Raw genomic sequence first — 18,176 nt, forward strand, 5'->3', positions numbered from 1 at the left:
ATTCCCGCTAGTCGATGAGGCAAGTCATTTGCCTATCAAGGTATCGGCTGTCGTCGCTAAATAGTGAGTGTCCGTACGTCGCGCCAAGCGGGTCTGCCCAGCCCGCCGGAGCGGGCCGAAGGTTGGTCAGTGCCGTGATCATCGGCCTGTCCAGTGGTATCCAGCGACCGGATTGCGCCGGACATAAACGCCAGGCGGATGACTTATCGGGTCTCGCTCGATACCCTTACCTTCCCCGTCGCCTGGGCATCGGGGTGCTGCCGGGCGATGCGGTAAAAGACTCCGAGGATCAGCTCAAGGACATCCAGCTTGATCTGTTCTTTGACTATCAGAACAACCTGAAGCTGTATCCGGCGTTCCAACAGTTCTTTCGCGATACCCAAGTGCCAACGCTGGCGATCTGGGGCAAAGGCGATCCATTCTTCATTCCGCCAGGCGCCGAGGCCTATAAGCGTGACAACCCGAATGCGGTGGTCGAGTTGCTGGATACCGGCCACTTCGCGCTGGAGACCCACGTCGAGCATATTGCCCAGCGAATTGTCGAAGTAGTGGGCAAACACATCAACTGAGATTTGCACGGCAGGCGCGCAGCTGGTTCGCACTCGCGTACCAGCGTGACGACCATCGATTGTGACAGCTATCTGTCATGTATTGACTTAATGACAGAAAATACGCATTCTCTTTCATAAGCGCTGAAAAACAACAGGAAGCAGCCTTGAGCCAGCCCATCAAACAACGCCTTGAAAGCAGTCTTTCAACCGCCGCCGCCTCTGGCCGGGTGATTGCTAACTATATGCTGGCCAACCTCTATGAACTGCCGTTCCAGACTGCCGCGGATATTGCCGCGAAATTGAACGTCAGTGAATCCAGTGTGGGGCGCTTCTGTCGCTCCCTCGGATATAGCCACTTCAAAGACCTGAAAAACGACCTCAAGGTCGACCTGGGCGATGGCCCATGGCTGGTGGGCGATCGCTTGCAGGAGTTTCGCCATCAAGCCAGCCAGGGCCCGCAAGGCCTGCCGCGCAGTTTCGAGTTGGAAGTCGCGGCCCTGGTTAAGGTTTACGAATATAGCCTCACCCCGACCTGGCACAGCGTCAGCCAGCGCCTGGCCACCCGACGCAAGGTGTTCGTCGCCGGGTTCCAGACAGAGCGTGGCATCGCGGCATCCATGGTGCATCTGTTGCAGTACCTGCGCGATGACACACACTGGGTCGACGGTGCCGCCGGGCATTACGCCGACGTGTTGCTCAGTGCCCCCGAAGACAGTGCGCTGGTGGTGTTCGAAGCCCGCCGCTATTCCCGCCACGCCCTGACCCTGTGCCGCAAGGCCCGCGAAGCCGGAATCCCTGTGACGCTGATCACCGACACCTTTTGCGACTGGGCCGAACAGAACGCTGATGAAGTGTTCCGCGTGCCCACCGAGTTCAACCTGTTCTGGGAATCGACAGCGGCGATGCTGTCGCTGGTCCACCTGCTGGTCAACGACGTCTGCAAACAGCTGGGTCCCGAGGTCGAAAAGCGTCTTGAAGCCATCGCGGCCTTACACAACGAGTTCGTTGGATACACATCGTCACCAAACTCAAAATAATAAAACGAGGTGCTGGATGAAACACGTCATTCGCTTTGCCGGTGTATGCGCAATGGTCTTGGCCGGGGCCACCAGCGCGCAGGCTGAAGTACTGAAGATTGCTACCGAAGGCGCTTACCCGCCGTTCAACTACGTTGACTCGGACAACAAGCTGCACGGTTTCGATGTGGATATCGCCAACGCGCTGTGCGAACGCATGAACGTGCAGTGCAGCATCGTCGCCCAGGACTGGGAAGGGATTATCCCGGCGCTAATGGCGAAGAAATACGATGCGGTCGTGGCGTCGATGATCGCCACCGATGAGCGCAAGCAGAAAATCGATTTCACCAGGCACTACTACCGTACCCCCCTGTCCGTGGCGGTATCCAAGGACTCGGACATCACTGACGCCCAGACGAACTTCAAGGGCCGCACGGTCGGTGCCCAGGCATCCTCGACCCAAGCCATCTTTGCCGAAGATCATTACGGCCCAGCCGGCGCCGACGTGAAGCTCTACCCTACCCTCGATGAAGCCAACAGCGACTTGGCGACTGGTCGGATCGACGGGGTGATTGCCGACAAATTCCCGCTGCTGGCCTGGGTCGACAGCGCTGGCAAGGACTGCTGCAAGATCATCGGCGACGTCAACGGCACCACCGCCGATGCCTCGATCGCAGTGCGCAAAGGTGACGATGTCCTGCGCGAGCGCTTCAACAAGGCGCTGGATGAAATCGTGGCCGACGGCACCTACAAGAAGATCTCCAGTCGCTACTTCGCCTTCGATATCTATTGATCCCCCGAGCCCTCAGGCGCGCCTGAGGGGCGTTATTTGCCGACATGTTGCACCGCACCCATACACGGGTGCGGTGAGGGCGTGCGAGTTTAATTTACCGAGAGGGTTCGAGCATGTTCGAAAACCTGTCATTGCTATCCTTCGCCAGCGGCGGCTGGGGTTCAGCCTTGCTGGCCGGCGCTCTGGTGACCATTGTCCTGGCCCTGAGCTGCCTGCCGATTGGCCTGCCACTAGGCCTGGGCCTGGCCTTGGCCGCCCGTTCCCGACGTCGCTGGTTGCGCTCCATGAGCACGGTGTTTGCCACCGTGTTCCGCGGGCTGCCCGAGCTGCTGACCCTGCTGATAATCTATTACGGCTGCCAGATCGGTGTGCAGAAACTGTTGGCAGCGATGGGCTACGAGGCCGAAGTCGCGATCAACCCCTTCGTCGCCGCGATGATCGCCTTCAGTCTGGTGTTCGCCGCGTTTTCCAGCCAGATCTGGTTGGGCGCCTTCAAAACCGTGCCCAAGGGCCAGTTCGAAGCTGCAGCCGCCCTGGGCCTGTCCCGACGCACAACCTTTACCAAGGTGGTACTGCCGCAATTGGTACGCATTGCTTTACCGGGCCTGTCGAATAACTGGCTGTCGCTGCTCAAGGACACCTCGCTGGTGTCGACTATCTCCCTGGTCGATTTGATGCGTCAGACCAACCTGGCGGTCAGCGTCACCAAGGAACCGATGCTGTTCTACACCGTGGCCTGCCTTGGCTACCTGTTTTTCTCGGCCATTTCCGGCCGCCTGTTCCAGTTCCTCGAGCAGTATTTCAGCCGCCATCAACGGAGCGCTCGCCCATGAGCTTCGATGAATTGCAAAATCTGTTCCTCAGCCCTGACTTGTTGGAGCGTTACGGTCCCCGCTTTATCGAAGGTCTGTTGGTGACTGCCAAGCTGGTGGCCATTTCCTTCACCCTTGGCGCCCTGCTCGGTCTGCTGATCGCCCTGGGCCGGTTGTCGAGTAACCGCTTTATCAGCCGGTTTACCGGCGTCTACGTGTATTTCTTCCGCGGTTCGCCACTGCTGGCACAGCTGTTCATGCTCTATTACGGCCTGGGTTCGTTCAAAGGTTTCTGGCAGGACGTGGGTATGTGGTGGTTCTTCCGTGACGCCTGGTTCTGCACGCTGCTGGCCTTCACCCTGAACACCGCGGCCTATCAGGCCGAGATTTTGCGCGGGAGCATCCTGGCCGTGACCCAAGGCCAGCGCGAGGCCTCGAAGGCCCTCAGCCTGTCGCGCTGGACCACCTTTCGCAAAGTCATCCTGCCGCAATCCCTGCTGGTCGCCATTGGCCCGCTGGGCAATGAACTGATCCTGATGATCAAGGCCAGCGCCATTGCCTCGCTGGTGACCATCTACGACTTGATGGGAGTGACCAAGCTGGCCTTCTCGCGCAGTTTCGACTTCCAGATCTACCTCTGGGCCGCCGTGCTCTATCTGCTGATTGTGGAAGTCGTGCGGCGCAGCCTGAAAGCGCTCGAGGGCCGCCTCGGCCGTCACCTGCAGTAAACCAAATTTACTCGGGCTGCCGTGCGCGCCCCTGCATCAGGGATATACCATGCATTGCGAAACCATCGTTCTGGGCGCAGGGATTGTCGGCGTCAGTACCGCACTCCAGTTACAGGCCCGTGGCCGCAAGGTCGTGCTCATCGATCGCCAGCAGCCGGGTAACGGCACCAGCCACGGCAATGCCGGGCTGATCGAGCGCGCCAGCGTAATTCCGTACGCGTTTCCGCGCCAGCTATCGAGCCTGTTGCGCTACGCGTGCAACCAGCAGTCGGACGTGCGCTACAGCCTGAAGTACCTGCCCAAGGCCAGTCCATGGCTGCTGCAGTACTGGCGGCACTCCGGGACCAAGGGCTTAGCCGTCGCAACCCGGGCCATGCTGCCGTTGGTGGAGCACTGCGTTAGCGAACACGACCTGCTCTCTGCTCCGGCTGGCATGGATCACTTGATCCAGGCCAGTGGCTGGGTCGAGGCCTACAATTCTCCACCGGCGTTTGCCAAGGCCCAACGCGACGCTGCTGCGCTCATGGACTATGGCCTGAATTACGAAGTGCTCGACCGCGACCAGATGCATGCCCGTCAACCGGGCTTGCACAGCAGCGTGGTCGGCGGCATTCACTGGCTGGACCCCAAGACCGTTAGCGACCCCGGCGGCCTGACACGCGGTTATGCCGAACTGTTCGTTAAACGCGGCGGCGTGTTCGTCCTTGGTGACGCCCTATCCTTGCGCCAGCGCGTGGGTAAATGGGAAGTGCAGAGCGAACAGGGCCTTGTGATTGCAGACGAAGCCGTGGTCGCCCTCGGCCCGCAAGCCCGGGGCATTTTCGAGCCACTAGGGTATGACATTCCACTGGCGATCAAGCGCGGTTATCACATGCACTATGCCGCCCTGCCGGGCACGCGCTTGCAACAACCGCTGCTTGACCCGCTGGGCGGTTATGTCCTGGCACCGATGGTCGGCGGCATTCGCCTGACCACCGGGATCGAGTTCGCCGACAGCCAGGACCCGGTCAACGAAATCCAGCTACGTCGCTGCGAAGAGCTAGCGCGCGCCTTCTACCCGCTGGGCGAACGCTTGGATGCCGAGCCTTGGCTGGGACGCCGTCCATGCTTGCCGGACATGTGCCCGGTGATCGGCCCAGCACCACGACACAAAGGTTTGTGGTTCAACTTCGGGCATGCCCACCATGGCCTGACCCTTGGCCCGGTCTGCGGCCGTCTGCTGGCCGAGTTGATGACCGGTGCCACCCCCTTTACCAATCCTGCCCCGTACAGCGCCGAGCGCTTTCACTGATTGCCGGAGACAAGACCATGCATGCCCTCTCTGCCCGTGTAGACACTCCGCTCGCCGCAAGCCCGGACACCCGTAAGGTGGTGGTTGATATCGCCGGCCTGAACAAGTTCTACGGCGCCTTCCATGTGCTGCACAACATCGATCTGAAAGTGCGCGAAGGCGAGCGCATCGTGCTCTGTGGGCCTTCCGGCTCCGGAAAATCGACGCTGATCCGCTGCATCAACCGCCTGGAAATCGCCGAAAAAGGCCGCATTCTGGTCAACGACACCGACTTGGCCCAGACCAACCGCGAGGCCGCCAAGGTCCGCAGTGAAATAGGCATGGTGTTCCAGCATTTCAATCTGTTCCCGCACATGAGCGTGCTCGATAACTGCACCCTGGCCCCGATTTCGGTGCGTGGCCTGAGCCGCAAGAAGGCCGAGGAACTGGCCCAGCACTTCCTGCAAAAAGTCGGTATCGCCAGCCAGGCCGGCAAGTACCCCAGCCAGCTCTCGGGGGGCCAGCAACAGCGCGTAGCCATCGCGCGGGCGTTATGCATGGAACCTAAAATCATGCTGTTCGACGAACCCACCTCGGCGCTCGACCCGGAGATGGTAAGTGAAGTGTTGGATGTGATGGTCAACTTGGCCGGCAGCGGTATGACCATGCTCTGCGTGACCCACGAAATGGGCTTTGCCCGGCAAGTGGCCGAGCGCGTGCTGTTTCTCGACGGCGGCAAGATCATTGAGGACGCACCGCCTCAGGACTTCTTCAGCGCCCCGAACAGCGCGCGGGCCAAGGCCTTTCTTGCGCAAATTTTACACTGAGGCCACATACGAGCACGGCTTGCCTGCGATGGCTGTGCCGTCCATACGCCAGGCGTAGGCCGTTTATCAACGCACTTGCGCGCACAGCAGTTTCTTTCCGACATCCGCCACTACTGATCTCAGCAAAAGGAATATTCAATGACTAATATGCTGGCGAATAATGCCGCCCCGAAAAACCTTTCGGTTACCGTCTGTGATCAAGCGCAGACAGCGGCACTGCTAGATTTCAAAAAACTCGTTGACGCTATTGCCCAAGCCGCAACCGAACTGGAAGCAGGTTCAATTCTGAGCCCTGAGCGCTTGGTTGTACCCTTGGGTGACGGCGGTGTTTTGCTGAGCATGCCCGCCACCGCCCAGGACATCGGCATCCACAAACTGGTTAACGTCCAGCCGGGGAATGTGCAGCGTCAGCTGCCCACGATCAACGGCACGGTAACCGTATGTGATGCCGTAACCGGACAAATAAAGTGCTTGCTCGACGGCCCGGAGGTCACAGGGCGTCGTACTGCGGCAGTAACCCTCCTGGCGATTCGGACGCTGTTGAAGCGTGAACCGAAACAGATCTTACTGTTCGGGACGGGCGCACAAGCACGTCATCACGTACAAGCTATCAATGCCCTTTACCCACAATGCAAGCTGTGGGTTCGAGGAATTGACGCGCAAGCGACGGCAGACTTCTGCAACAACAATCGAGACCTGCACGAGTATTTGCAATCTTGCGGTGACAGCATTCCCGACGTGGATGTGGTAATCACCGTAACCACCAGCACAGAGCCGGTCTACAACGAGCTAGCCAAACCTGGTCGATTGATTATTGGTGTAGGTGCTTTCAAGCCAGAGATGGCGGAGCTTGGCAAAGTCACTCTGGACGGTAGCGTTCTTTATGCTGACGATACTGCCGGTGCGCAGCACGAAGCAGGCGACCTGTTGCGGGCAGGTGTGGATTGGTCTCAAGTCAGATCGCTGGCCGCAGCCATTCGCGGCCCAATCGATTCGTCACGACCCATTGTATTTAAAAGCGTTGGAACCGCGGCTTGGGACCTGGCCGCTTCGCGGGTCGCGCTCCATGCCCTTGCCAGCCAATAACCCAATGTCGGAAGCGCTCAATCATATAAATTAAACTCAGCCATCGCTAGCGCTGACTATCCACGCTAGCGATGGCCCAGAAGCGATTCGATGGGTTACTTCACCCGCTCCACGATGCTTCTCGCAAACAACTAAAGAGCGCAGCAGAAGATCGGGACCAGCCCGAGGAGGAGATCAGTGCGAAACGGCCATCCAACCCGCACAACCAGTCATTACGCCGGCTGACGTTCTGTTTAGACGCTTCATGGCCTTTGGTGACTGGATGGCGCGCTTGATTCGCGATGCGGTAACCAGGTAAGCCGATTGGATGGTGAGATCGATCCCAATGCCGAGCGCAGTAATCAAGATGACTTCTGGCCAGGACAAAGCCGTCAAATCAAACGCATGAGGCAACACCGCGCCGAAAAAAACGACTGCCTTGGGATTACTCAGAGTCAGCACGGCTCCTGCAAGAAGGCCACGGCCTGCCGAGCGTTTTGGAGGTTCTTGAAGTTGTTCGGTGTTCTTGGACCACAAGTTCCATGCGATGAACAGGATGAAGGCAACACCAAGCCATTTCACCGCAATGAACACATGCTCGAACTGCAATGCCAGTGCTGCCAGACCGAGGGTGGCGACCAACAGCCAGACAGCATTGCCCAGAACCATGCCTGCGATGAAGGGTATCGTAGACCTTGCGCCGCGCGACACCACTTGCCCTAAAAGGGCTCCCTGAGCGGGGCCGGGGATTGCTGCAGCAATCGCGAATGGCACGACAAAAAACCAGATCGAAGAAGTAGCGCTCACGTGCGAAGCCCCCATGTTGTTTTAGTACACGAAACGGGATATTCGCACTTGGTAGGCCGGGAGAACAATACGGTCGCTGCTCCCCATGCGCGGTCGAGGCAACGCAGCCGACCCGACGCGCGCGATTATCGGTTCAGCAAAGGTGCCAGCAATGCGCACATCCCGCGCCAGTGCGAACCCTCCCAGTAAATCCGTTGGCAGGCGTCGCAGCGCAGGAAGTGCGAATAGAGGGCGCCAATGCGTGGAGGCACCTGCTGCCGAGCCAGTTCCGGGCTGATCTCGTGCAGCGGCAGGTTGCAATGAAGGCACAGGCTGAATGGCCGCGCGCTACGCGCCAGGTCGAGGCGCTCGTATATTTCGCGCAGCTGCAGCGACGGTTTGAGGGCATGCACGTAACAACCGTGGCTGATGATCCGCCGCTTGAGCAGTTCGCGGTCGCGGGTGAGCACGATGCGCCCTTGATGCGCAGCGATCTCGGCGATCTCGCCATCCTCGAAACCATTGTCGTAGAGAGTGTCGAAGCCGCTCATGCGCAGCAGGCTGGCCAGCCCGCCAAGGTGCGCATCGGCGACGAAGCGCAGCACGCGTAAAGGTTGCGTACGAACCTTGAGCAGCGGGCTGATGTCCAGCGCTTCGAACTTGGGATACACCGCCAGCCGGTCACCGTCGAAGATCACCCGCTCGAAGCCCACCGACTCGCCGTTGAGCAGCACCAGCTCGACCTCAGTGTGCGGTATCCCGAGCGCCTCGATCATGTGCTTGACCGTCGCCCCTCGAGCGCACTCGCAGGTAAAGGACTGCCGCCGCCGTTCCGCCGGCAGGAAATCGTTGAGCTCCTCGTAGAAACGAAAGGTTGCACTGGTCATGCAGAACAGTATGGCAGGGCTGCATGAGGTCGTTCGGGTTAGCCAACAAATGAAATCCCTTCAACACCTGGCCCGCCAGCCTGGTGAAAATCCACCTACATCGATTTGATCGAAACCACTTCCACAAACCGGAATTTTTTCCTGGCCAACTTGGTCGCTTCCTGCTCAGCCAGGAGGGTGCTCAACGTATCGGCCTCATGCACTATCTCGTGCATCTTGCCTTCAAACTCATTGCCCACCCGAAGCGTGACTCTCAGCCTGGGTGTAAATGCTTTCGCGACCTTCTTTTTCTCTGGCACCTTCGGCGATGGCGCGATCACGATTTCCGCGACAGGCTCTTGCACTGCAGGCGCAGTGTCCTGCGCAACCGGCTCGTCAGCACCGAACAGCGCCCGGCGCATTTCTTCTTCAGTTAATTCTGGGTTCATGCCGATTCTCGGAGGGATGTTATGAGTAGCGAGTACGATTCTATCAGCATGACGAACTTCTTCAGTAGCGAGAATGCAGATGCGCTACAACAATACATAGAACTCCGGGGTCGTCACAGGAAGCGAGCGAATGTGGATGAAACACAACCTCTGCGTCGTCAGGTTAATTCGGTTCGCATCCGCTTCGCTCATCGTAGTAGCCCCCGGTGCAGTCGCAGAGGATCTCGAACCCAGGTCCTACGCCAATACGCCAGTCGGCATCAACTTCCTGCTCATGGGCTATAGCGATCTCGACGGCAACGTGACGGCCAACCCGTCAGTCCCGCTCGAGGATGCCAAGCTCAACATAAAGACTGTGGTGTTTGCCTATGCCAGATCCTTGGACGTCTGGGGCCGCTCCGGGAAGTTCGATATCGTCGTGCCGCGGGCAAAATTGACGGGCTCTGCCCTGCTCGCCGGAGAACCTAGGGAGCGTGAGGTGACCGGGTTGATCGATCCAAGATTGCGCTTCTCGGTCAACTTGTACGGTGCCCCGGCGATGTCCCTGGCTGAGTTCCCCAGCTATCGACAGGATGTGATTATCGGCGCCAGCCTGGCGATCACGGCGCCGCTCGGCCAATACGACACTGGCAGGCTGATAAACCTGGGCAACAATCGCTGGTCATTCAAGCCTGAACTTGGAATTTCCAAGCGCCTGGGGCAAGTGACCCTGGAATTATCCGGCGCGGTAACCTTCTACACCGATAATGACGAGCTGCTCGGCGACCACGTACTGTCCCAGGACCCGATTTACCAGGTCCAGGGGCATCTGATCTATGCCTTCAGCAACGGTGTTTGGGCGTCGCTGGATACCACCTGGTTGACTGGCGGGAGTACCTCGGTCGATGGGGTCGGTAACCATGACTTTCAGGAAAAAACACGCTATGGATTCACCCTCACGCTCCCGTTGAACCGGAACCACTCGTTAAAGCTGAGTGCGAGTAATGGCGGGCATACCCGCACGGGCAGCAAATACGATGCCGTTGGCATCGTCTGGCAATATCGGTTCGGTGGAGGGCTTTAAAGTTAAAAGGCCCTCGGAACGTGAGGGTGTCGACACGCCGGGATTGCTGACATCTTGCTCTCATCTGCACATAGCGCAGCAGACAATCAAAAACCCATTCCCGTGGTGCGCTCGTCCCCCATCAATCTTTAACTGAGGCCACGAAACCTGCACAATTGCCGGCTTTTTCTCGACAGGAAGTCCGACCATGCAAAGGATTGTCATTCTGGGCAACGCCGGTAGCGGCAAATCCACCCTCGCCCGCGCCCTCGGCAGGCGCCTTGGCCTGCCCGTGGTGCACCTGGACACGCTGTTCTGGGAGCCCGACTGGGTCGAACCCGAGGCTGAGCAGTTCCGCGCACGGGTCAGGGAAGCGATCGCTCCGGATGCCTGGATTTGTGAAGGCAACTATGCCCGGCGTACATTCGATCTTCGCCTGCCCTGTGCCGACTTGATTATCTGGCTCGATACGCCGCGGCTTACTTGTTTCACCCGGGTGATTCTGCGCAGCGTAATGAACCGGCCTCGCTCTGATCTTGCAGCGGGTTGTACGGAGAAGATTGACCGGGCGTTTTTGACCTTTCTGAAATTTGTGTGGAATTTCGATCGTGGTTATCGTCCGGGTATTGAGGCGGTGCGGTTGGCTGTAGGGCCGCAGATTCCTACGGTGAATTTGTGCGGTGCCCGGCAGATTGCTGCATTTCTTAAAAACAGTACAAAAGGCCCAGCAGTCTCAGGATATGACTGAGTGGGATATCTTGTTGAACTGTGGATCCGTTCAAAATTCCAGGGAAGTCAATGCTGAGCTCACTTATATCGAATGGCCAGTCACTAACACCTGACCGATCAGAACTGATGGCCCCATGGTGGAGCTTTACAAAAACAGCCTTAGCCGCGACCGCCCTATCATTGGTGCGTGATGGGCTGGTCGGATTGGACGACCCGATCCGTGATCAACTCTTCACGTTGCGCCAGCTACTGCGGCACGAGGCAGGGCTTGCCGATTATGGCGAACTTGCGGATTATCACGCCGCCGTCGCTAACAATGAGGCAGCTTGGTCGGCAGATGAAATGATGCAACGCCTTGATGGAGCTCGACTTCGATATGGCCCCGGAACCGGCTGGCGTTACTCGAATGTTGGTTACTTTCTCATAGGAAGGCTTATTGAACGGGTGACTGATCTCGCGCTTGAAGAGGCAGTAAGTCGACGCGCACTGACGCCTTTGGGCCTGTCGAGCGTTCGCTTCGCTAAAACACGAGCAGACTTACAAGATTCCCACCTTGGAAATACATCAAATTATGACCCTGCCTGGGTATATCACGGCTTGTTAATCGGCCCCATTTCGCAAGCAGCACTATTTCTGGATCAACTTCTCGCGGGACACCTTCTCCCCCCGGGCTTGCTCCAGGAAATGCAGACAGCAAAAACATTGGGCGGCCCGATTCCCGGACGTCCATGGATAACCCCGGGATATGGCCTTGGTGTGATGCAGGGTTCGATTGAAGGTGGTTTTACTCTAAGCGGACACACAGGTTGCGGACCTGGCAGTGTCATTGCCGTTTACCGTATCTGCGATGGCAACGCATCGGCTTGTTGCGCTGCTTTTGAGAGGGACGCCAGTGAAGGCGCCGTCGAAGCCCTCGTCGTTCGAAGATTGATGCAAGCCTTAAAACAGGGTGCTGAAGGCGCTAGCTCCTTTTAGGAGCTGCCTGATGATTGCTCGAGTGACCGCTATGGGTCTGTAGCAACCCTTAGCGACAGGCAGCTTCCGGCCAAAAGCAGACGTTGAATTGTCGTTTTCCTGCTTGCACTACGTCGAAGGGATGACGTACACCTCTCGAAGGTGGCGATAGGGACTCAGAACAGGTTCGCCTTACCAGTCACTTCAAGGACGATCTGATTGAGCGCTATGACGAGCAAGGCGAACAACTCAACATTCGCTCAATCTCACAATTTGTCTCACCCCTCATACCCATTCCGCACCCCTGCTGCTTCAGAAACAGTGCAGATTCTGAACAAATGTGTCACGTAACAACCTCAAGTAACTTTAATGGCTAACATCCCCACGTGAGTAAATTGCCAGCACGGTATAGCGAGTAGAGCACTAGAGATCGGCAGGCGATCCATGACTCATTCCAAACTCAATAATCGACGGGAGCCGTGATATGAACAAGCTGGGCGTGATTTTTCTTCTACTCGTGGCAGGTAGCGCCCATTCTGCTGAACGACTGAAAACCGTTCAGGTGTCGGGACTCTCCGTTCCCGGTACCCAGGCGCTGGGGAAAGCGCAAGAATTTACAGAGTGTATTGATTTCCAAAACTACCTATCGTGCACACGCAGCAAGCCGATGGTCATTTTTGGCGCAACGGCCAATAGCGCTGAAATAACACTGGATGTCACCGACAACTTTGCCAGCGTGGCGGATCCTATGGGAAGCCCCAAGATCGCGGGTGTGGCACTGGAGAAACTGACCTATCGATCCATTCGCCTGGAATTTCAACCAAAAGAGCGCGAGGCTCTGGAAAAAGCACTGCGCGCTGATGGATGGTTCGCCGTAGGCAGCGTAAAACGTCTTGAGTTTAATAAGGAAGGCATCCCCGCAACCTTCCGCGTCGGCAGCGCCTAACCACGTTGAGTCCCGTCGACATCAACGAGGTTAGAAAAAAGGCTTCCAGACTGGAGGCAAAGGCCGACTATTCAAGCATAAACTCGGACATACCCGATCCGGCGCGGGCAATGCAGCGTGACTCAGAGCCTCATGGCGCCGGCTCAACTCGCCCGCCGCGATTTTAATCAGCCCCATTATCAGTCCTTCCATAGCACCTGAAGCACTCTAGGCCAGCAGGTCTAGCCGTTGGTCGCTTGTCGACGACGCGTATTGGCCGCTTTGGACTTAGAGTGTGTAAAAACTTCGTCAAATTGAATTTTTGCGCGCCTATGCGAAATCTGAAAATTATCGGCTGCTCAAAAACCTGGATTTTTGGCTTCAGTCCCCGGAAAACCTTGGATCGGCATGTATGGAAAATATACGATCGGCGCGAACAACAAATGAGGATTTTATTAACTGGCGAGAAGTCGATACCGCACAGCATTGCGACACTCGACAAGGTCCACGGTGTAGCGCTGGTGAGGGATATTGTGGGATGGGAAAACACACACATGAACAGTAACCCACATCAGCGGTTCGCTCACTCTTTGGCACGCGCCGCGTTATGCGCTGGTGCGCTCTGCTTAAGCGCGGCAAATGCGCAAGCACGGCCGCACGACCAGGAAGATTTGCGCTCCTATATGCATGGCATCGAAGCGGTCAAAGGGGCCGACGGCCGTTTTTTGATTTTCATTAGCAGTTCCGGAATTCCACCAAAAGGCGAGGACGAAAACGGCAACTGGCCGCACGACATCTACCTTTCGAAATGGGGAATCAATGATACGCGGATCAGTCCGCCCACACTATTCATCCAAAAGCGGGAAGCGCAAGAACCGGTGTCGGTCGCCCAAACAACTGACGGCAATGTCATGCTTTCGTTTGAAGACGGCTGGAATACCACGAACGAAGTCAATCAACGTTATGGCGTTTACGATGCGAAGCTGCGACCGATCGCGCCGTATCCGCGCGTCGTTGCGACCGGCGGACATTCCGGCCATGTTGCCGCGGCAGGAAAGCATTTCGTCGTGTTGTATTCCGAGGACTGGGTCAACGGTGGCGGTGTCGATGATCTCGGTACCGGCAATGGTGTATATGCAAAGGTCTTCGATAGTCACGGCCACCTGCTCAGTACGTCCGATGTCGCACCCCAGCGGCGTGAATGGTGGCCGATGATTGCTGGTTCCAGCAATCGCGCGCTACTGGTCTGGCAACAATTCGTACCTGATCAAACCTCTGCAAATTTGAAGATAACGGTACTCGATCCTGAGACCGGGAAACTCTCCGCCCATAAGATCCTGAGATCCGGCTTGAATTACTACACCTACAAAGCCAAATATATTCCATTGATCGATCGTTTTCTCGTGACCGGTACAACGGTGAACGGTAAAGGTTTTGCGTACTTGATCGACAACGACGGCAAAGTCAGCGCGACATTGGAATGCATGCCGGCAACTGTGAGGGGAGCCGATGTTGTCGCCAGCGAGAATATCGCCTATACGCCTTCGCAAGACAACCGCCTTCTGCACCTGGAGCTCACACCCTCTTCAATCAAGCTGAAAGCTGTGCAGCGCTCGCCGCTGACTTGGTCCTATATCGGGAGCCTCGGATTGATGCGAAATCCCTCTTCAATTCATTGGATATCGCTGACAAAGAATGGGGTCGAGGAAACCGATTTTGATTTGCGCAATGCGGTGCAACCCGATCGATCCGACCTGTGCCGATGATGGTTGCGCCAAGACGGAAGGGTGAATTTCTGTCATTACCGAAATTTTTACTTAGGTACATCGTTTTCGTGCTTCTTTACCGCTGTGATCATAGAAAATCCTCCGGTCAATCATTTGCAGGCTCATGGCATATAATCCAAAGCTTGTGGGTTTTGCCTTGCCACTGGCGTGGTTTGGCGGTGGTGGGCTGATGCCCGGCGCTAATATAACCCTAGCGTTGGTAAAAGTTGTAGTTGGCATAGCTCGGCCGGTTCTTGCCTCAACTAGGAGGTGATTTCCTGCCGCCTCATGCTTCCGCACGAGACCATATTTGGCACAAAAGCCGTCCTCAATGCGTGACTTTTCAGAGACCGAGAGCTCGTAGAAACCATCCATATCTAAAGGTTTGGCGCCTGACGAAGGCGGGCGTAGAAAAAAACTGGGGGCAGGAGTCTAGCGGCAGTGTGGCCGGGCTTGTGCTGTCATTGAGTAGATAGATGTCTAGATGGTCATGGAATCCGCAGGCATGATCCCAATATGGCGCACAAGTGCTCCAGGGATTACCGTTGCAACTAATGCTGGTTTGCAACAATGGAATGCAGGTCGGCACGGATCAATGCAGGTTCATTCGCAGTTAATGCTGGTTTGCAGGACCTGACAATCGCAGTTAATCCTGGTCGAAAAGCGTCTTGATTGCAGGCTTGGGCGTTTTCAAATGCAGGCCGTTACAACTAGTGTAGATGAGCCAGGCTACGAAAGCCGCGAATAGAGAGAGCGGTATCAAGCCGCCGACAGCGACTGCCCAACCCCAGGCAAACCACTTTCTCCTTTGAAACGGCCGCCACTCAGCAAGCCCAGCACGTAAACGCCAATGCGATGAGCTACCACATCCAAGATAAAATCCATTTGATCCTCGTGTCTCCTTGTTGGTTTTCGTAGACACATCCCAATGACTGCTTCTGGCCGATTCTGTTGAAAAAGTAGCTCCCCTGTCTGGCCTGCGGCAAAATCTCTGCATTGGCCAGCAGGGAAGCACGCAGCATGATGGGACAGTTATCGAGTGGGCAGGAGCGGCTGTTTTACTCGTTCAACCTTGAAGATCACATTCCAGCCAAGCACCTTCTGCGCAGCATTGATCGGTGTCTCGATCTGAGCGACCTGCGCCATTACCTCGCCGATTTCTATAGCCCGATTGGGCGTCCGTCGATTGATCCTGAACTGATGATCCGCATGCTGATCGTCGGCTACTGCTATGGCATCCGCTCCGAACGGCGGTTGTGCGAAGAGGCCCATTTGAACCTGGCGTATCGCTGGTTCTGCCGGTTGAGCCTTGAAGATGAAGTCCCCAACCACTCGACCTTTTCGAAAAATCGACACGGCCGTTTTCGAGACAGTGATCTGTTTCGCTGGTTGTTCAATGAAGTGCTGCGTCGCTGCATGGACGCCGGTCTGGTCAAGGGCGAAGGCTTTGCCGTGGACGCCAGCATCATCAAAGCGGATGCGAGTCGGCAGCGCGGCGTACCGGGTGATGAACCGGTCAACTGGAGCGATCCGGCCCTGAGCACCCGCGCCGTGCGTGAGTACCTTGAAGGCCTCGATGAAGAGGCTTTGGCCGAAACACTACCCAAGCGCCTGTCGCTGACGGATCCTCAAGCCCGCTGGACCGCTGCTCCAGGCGGCCCAGCTTTCTACGCTTACTCCACGAATTATCTGATCGATACCGAGCACGGCGTGATCATGGATGTGGAACCCACACCGGCTCATCGAACCGCAGAAGTCGAGAGCACCAAGATGATGATCAATCGGGTCGAAGCGCAGTTCGACATCAAGCCAGAGCGCCTCATTGGCGACACCGCTTACGGCACAGCGCCGATGCTGGCCTGGATGGTGGAGGAAAAAGACATCGAACCGCATGTGCCGGTGTGGGACAAAACCGAGCGCAAGAACGACAGCTTTTCGAGTAACGATTTCCACTGGAATGAAGAGGCTGAGGAATACCGCTGCCCAGCCGGCAACGTATTACGCAGTGAATGGCGAGCCTTCAAGAACGAGCGTTCACACGTCACCAAAGCCAACACCATCATCTTCCGATCCCGGCAGACCGACTGCGCTACGTGTCCGATGAAAGCCAAGTGCTGCCCGAACACAGCGTTCCGCAAGATCGCTCGCAGCGTCCATGAAGCCGCTCGCGATGTGGCTCGGCGCATTGCAGCAACGCCGGCATATCAGCGCTCTCGCCACGAACGTAAAAAGGTCGAAATGTTGTTTGCCCACCTCAAGCGCATCCTGAAATTGGATCGCCTGCGGCTACGTGGCATGAGTGGCGCGACCGATGAATTCACGCTGGCCGCTGCGGTGCAGAACCTGCGACGGCTGGCCAAATTTTCATCTCAAGGGCCACCAGTCACGGGATAGGTGCGCCTGCACCAAGCAAAAAACCTCAAATTAACCCACTAACAGAGCAGCAAAGGTCACCGAAGGGCCGAAAAACCACTCAATGTGGTGAGTAGGTTCTCCGGTGGTGGTCGTGCCTGAGTTCAGGCCATTTGAAAATCCGACTTTTTCAACAGAATCGGCCGATTACTGCCTGTGGCGACGGCAGTAATCGGCCACAATCGGACGGTCACTACTTGGCCCAATCGATACCGATAAGAGGCAATCCGCCTGTCTATCACTCGGCACCCCGTCAGAGCTGTGGGGCGGCGTTTCGAGATCGCGCCGTTCCCACAAAGAGTTATTGCCTACACAAATGGAATGTCCCCTCGACTGCCGTAGCGAACCAAGGTGGCTGGTTGACGGTGCTCGGCGACCCAAAGCAGCGGTTGGTTATTTTTTAACGTCTCTTTAAGTAGATAGCGCATATAAACATTCACTTTATATTTCAAATTCATCCAAGGGTGGCAAATATCCTGGGGCGAAAGTTTTGCGCAAGACTATAATGAAAAGATTAAATATGCACTGGCGTGTTTTTTTAGAAGGCATTAGAAACTATAGGAATTACTATGTGTGACCATCCTTGGATACTGGTGATTAATAACATTTAATCCGTATTGGCTTGGTGTGGTGGTGAGGTTTTATATGAATATCCTGTTGAAAGAACTGCACGCCTATCATCATGAGGTGGCTATCAAAATTACTCAGATCAAAGGATTGCTGGGGAGGGTCAGGCATGAGTCCGCTGGTGCCGATGACTGCAAGCGGTTGTTTGAGCTGCTGGAAGCCTTGCATGGTGATACAGAGCGACACCATCATGAAAATGAAGAGCTTATTCGGCGGGCCTTGCTAGCGACTGAGGCACCGATCCACCAACGGGTCAAGGACATCGAGCGAGATCATCAAGCATTTGAGCGTATTGCTGGACAGCTCAAAATGTTGGAGAACTCAACTCAGGAGACTAGAGTAGTCGCTGACGCTATCGATGACTTTATAAAGAAATACTACGATCATATGGATGCCGAGGAGAACATTTTCTTTCCGGTGGCAGATAAGTGGTTATCAGACATCCAGTGGGGGGAAATAAAGCGTCAGTGGCATTAATCGGAACTCCCACTACCTTACTTCAAAATTAGGTTGCCAGTTAATACTCGTCCTCACAAACTTATTGCATGAATGCCCGTC

At 56.4% G+C, this 18,176-nt stretch carries 18 protein-coding genes and 1 pseudogene; 15 read left to right on the forward strand and 4 right to left on the reverse strand.

Annotated elements, in window-relative coordinates; translation table 11 throughout:
* Positions 1-296 precede the first annotated feature (296 nt).
* From ACA041_RS20480 to lhpI, 8 genes and pseudogenes are all read left to right on the forward strand, one after another.
* Positions 297-569 (forward strand): annotated as a pseudogene (locus ACA041_RS20480) (alpha/beta fold hydrolase); the annotation flags it as partial.
* Positions 570-715: 146 nt separating this feature from the next.
* Positions 716-1,588: a MurR/RpiR family transcriptional regulator gene (locus ACA041_RS20485; protein ID WP_497436647.1), complete on the forward strand. Its 873-nt coding sequence runs from the start codon at positions 716-718 to the stop codon at positions 1,586-1,588.
* Between the two features lie 16 nt (positions 1,589-1,604).
* Positions 1,605-2,360, forward strand: coding sequence for a transporter substrate-binding domain-containing protein (locus ACA041_RS20490; protein WP_497436652.1), 756 nt, complete (start codon positions 1,605-1,607; stop codon positions 2,358-2,360).
* Positions 2,361-2,473: 113 nt separating this feature from the next.
* On the forward strand, positions 2,474-3,193 hold the full coding sequence (locus tag ACA041_RS20495) for an ABC transporter permease (protein ID WP_497436658.1): 720 nt from the start codon (positions 2,474-2,476) through the stop codon (positions 3,191-3,193).
* The gene (locus ACA041_RS20500; RefSeq protein ID WP_030131264.1) at positions 3,190-3,900 is read left to right on the forward strand and encodes an ABC transporter permease; all 711 of its coding nucleotides are present in this window, start codon (positions 3,190-3,192) and stop codon (positions 3,898-3,900) included. The genes ACA041_RS20495 and ACA041_RS20500 overlap by 4 nt, the downstream gene beginning before the upstream one ends.
* A gap of 49 nt (positions 3,901-3,949) precedes the next feature.
* On the forward strand, positions 3,950-5,191 hold the full coding sequence (locus tag ACA041_RS20505) for an NAD(P)/FAD-dependent oxidoreductase (RefSeq protein ID WP_497436662.1): 1,242 nt from the start codon (positions 3,950-3,952) through the stop codon (positions 5,189-5,191).
* A gap of 17 nt (positions 5,192-5,208) precedes the next feature.
* Positions 5,209-5,997 (forward strand): amino acid ABC transporter ATP-binding protein, encoded by a 789-nt coding sequence (locus ACA041_RS20510; protein WP_497436668.1) that lies wholly within the window; start codon positions 5,209-5,211, stop codon positions 5,995-5,997.
* Between the two features lie 138 nt (positions 5,998-6,135).
* Positions 6,136-7,083, forward strand: a complete 948-nt coding sequence (lhpI, locus tag ACA041_RS20515; RefSeq protein ID WP_497436671.1) for a bifunctional Delta(1)-pyrroline-2-carboxylate/Delta(1)-piperideine-2-carboxylate reductase — start codon at positions 6,136-6,138, stop codon at positions 7,081-7,083.
* A gap of 174 nt (positions 7,084-7,257) precedes the next feature.
* Here lhpI and ACA041_RS20520 read toward each other — a convergent pair whose 3' ends face one another.
* The 3 genes from ACA041_RS20520 to ACA041_RS20530 form a co-directional block, all read right to left on the reverse strand.
* On the reverse strand, positions 7,258-7,869 hold the full coding sequence (locus ACA041_RS20520) for a LysE family translocator (RefSeq protein WP_497436673.1): 612 nt from the start codon (positions 7,867-7,869) through the stop codon (positions 7,258-7,260).
* 125 nt (positions 7,870-7,994) lie between these two features.
* Positions 7,995-8,735, reverse strand: a complete 741-nt coding sequence (locus ACA041_RS20525; protein ID WP_497436675.1) for a Mut7-C RNAse domain-containing protein — start codon at positions 8,733-8,735, stop codon at positions 7,995-7,997.
* Positions 8,736-8,830: 95 nt separating this feature from the next.
* Positions 8,831-9,163: a hypothetical protein gene (locus ACA041_RS20530; protein ID WP_497436678.1), complete on the reverse strand. Its 333-nt coding sequence runs from the start codon at positions 9,161-9,163 to the stop codon at positions 8,831-8,833.
* Positions 9,164-9,293: 130 nt separating this feature from the next.
* Between ACA041_RS20530 and ACA041_RS20535 the strand changes: the two genes are divergently transcribed.
* The 5 genes from ACA041_RS20535 (at position 9,294) to ACA041_RS20555 (ending at position 14,579) form a co-directional block, all read left to right on the forward strand.
* Entirely contained in the window at positions 9,294-10,226 is a 933-nt protein-coding gene (locus ACA041_RS20535; RefSeq protein WP_497436684.1) for a transporter, read from the forward strand.
* A 187-nt stretch (positions 10,227-10,413) separates the two neighbouring features.
* Complete coding sequence (locus ACA041_RS20540) at positions 10,414-10,953, forward strand: P-loop NTPase family protein (protein ID WP_497436689.1); 540 nt, start codon at positions 10,414-10,416, stop codon at positions 10,951-10,953.
* Positions 10,954-11,003: 50 nt separating this feature from the next.
* Positions 11,004-11,909 (forward strand): serine hydrolase domain-containing protein, encoded by a 906-nt coding sequence (locus tag ACA041_RS20545; RefSeq protein ID WP_497436694.1) that lies wholly within the window; start codon positions 11,004-11,006, stop codon positions 11,907-11,909.
* A gap of 463 nt (positions 11,910-12,372) precedes the next feature.
* Complete coding sequence (locus tag ACA041_RS20550) at positions 12,373-12,834, forward strand: hypothetical protein (RefSeq protein ID WP_497436697.1); 462 nt, start codon at positions 12,373-12,375, stop codon at positions 12,832-12,834.
* Positions 12,835-13,145: 311 nt separating this feature from the next.
* On the forward strand, positions 13,146-14,579 hold the full coding sequence (locus tag ACA041_RS20555) for a hypothetical protein (protein WP_497436703.1): 1,434 nt from the start codon (positions 13,146-13,148) through the stop codon (positions 14,577-14,579).
* Between the two features lie 759 nt (positions 14,580-15,338).
* Here the strand turns inward: ACA041_RS20555 and ACA041_RS20560 are convergent.
* Positions 15,339-15,464, reverse strand: coding sequence for a hypothetical protein (locus tag ACA041_RS20560; protein ID WP_497436707.1), 126 nt, complete (start codon positions 15,462-15,464; stop codon positions 15,339-15,341).
* 135 nt (positions 15,465-15,599) lie between these two features.
* Between ACA041_RS20560 and ACA041_RS20565 the strand changes: the two genes are divergently transcribed.
* Both ACA041_RS20565 and ACA041_RS20570 read left to right on the forward strand, forming a co-directional pair.
* A complete protein-coding gene (locus ACA041_RS20565) occupies positions 15,600-16,973 on the forward strand; it encodes an IS1182 family transposase (protein ID WP_497436624.1) in 1,374 nt (457 codons plus the stop codon).
* A 663-nt stretch (positions 16,974-17,636) separates the two neighbouring features.
* Positions 17,637-18,095 (forward strand): hemerythrin domain-containing protein, encoded by a 459-nt coding sequence (locus tag ACA041_RS20570; protein ID WP_497436712.1) that lies wholly within the window; start codon positions 17,637-17,639, stop codon positions 18,093-18,095.
* The last annotated feature ends 81 nt before the right edge of the window (positions 18,096-18,176 follow it).

This window comes from Pseudomonas sp. LBUM1676, assembly GCF_059695605.1.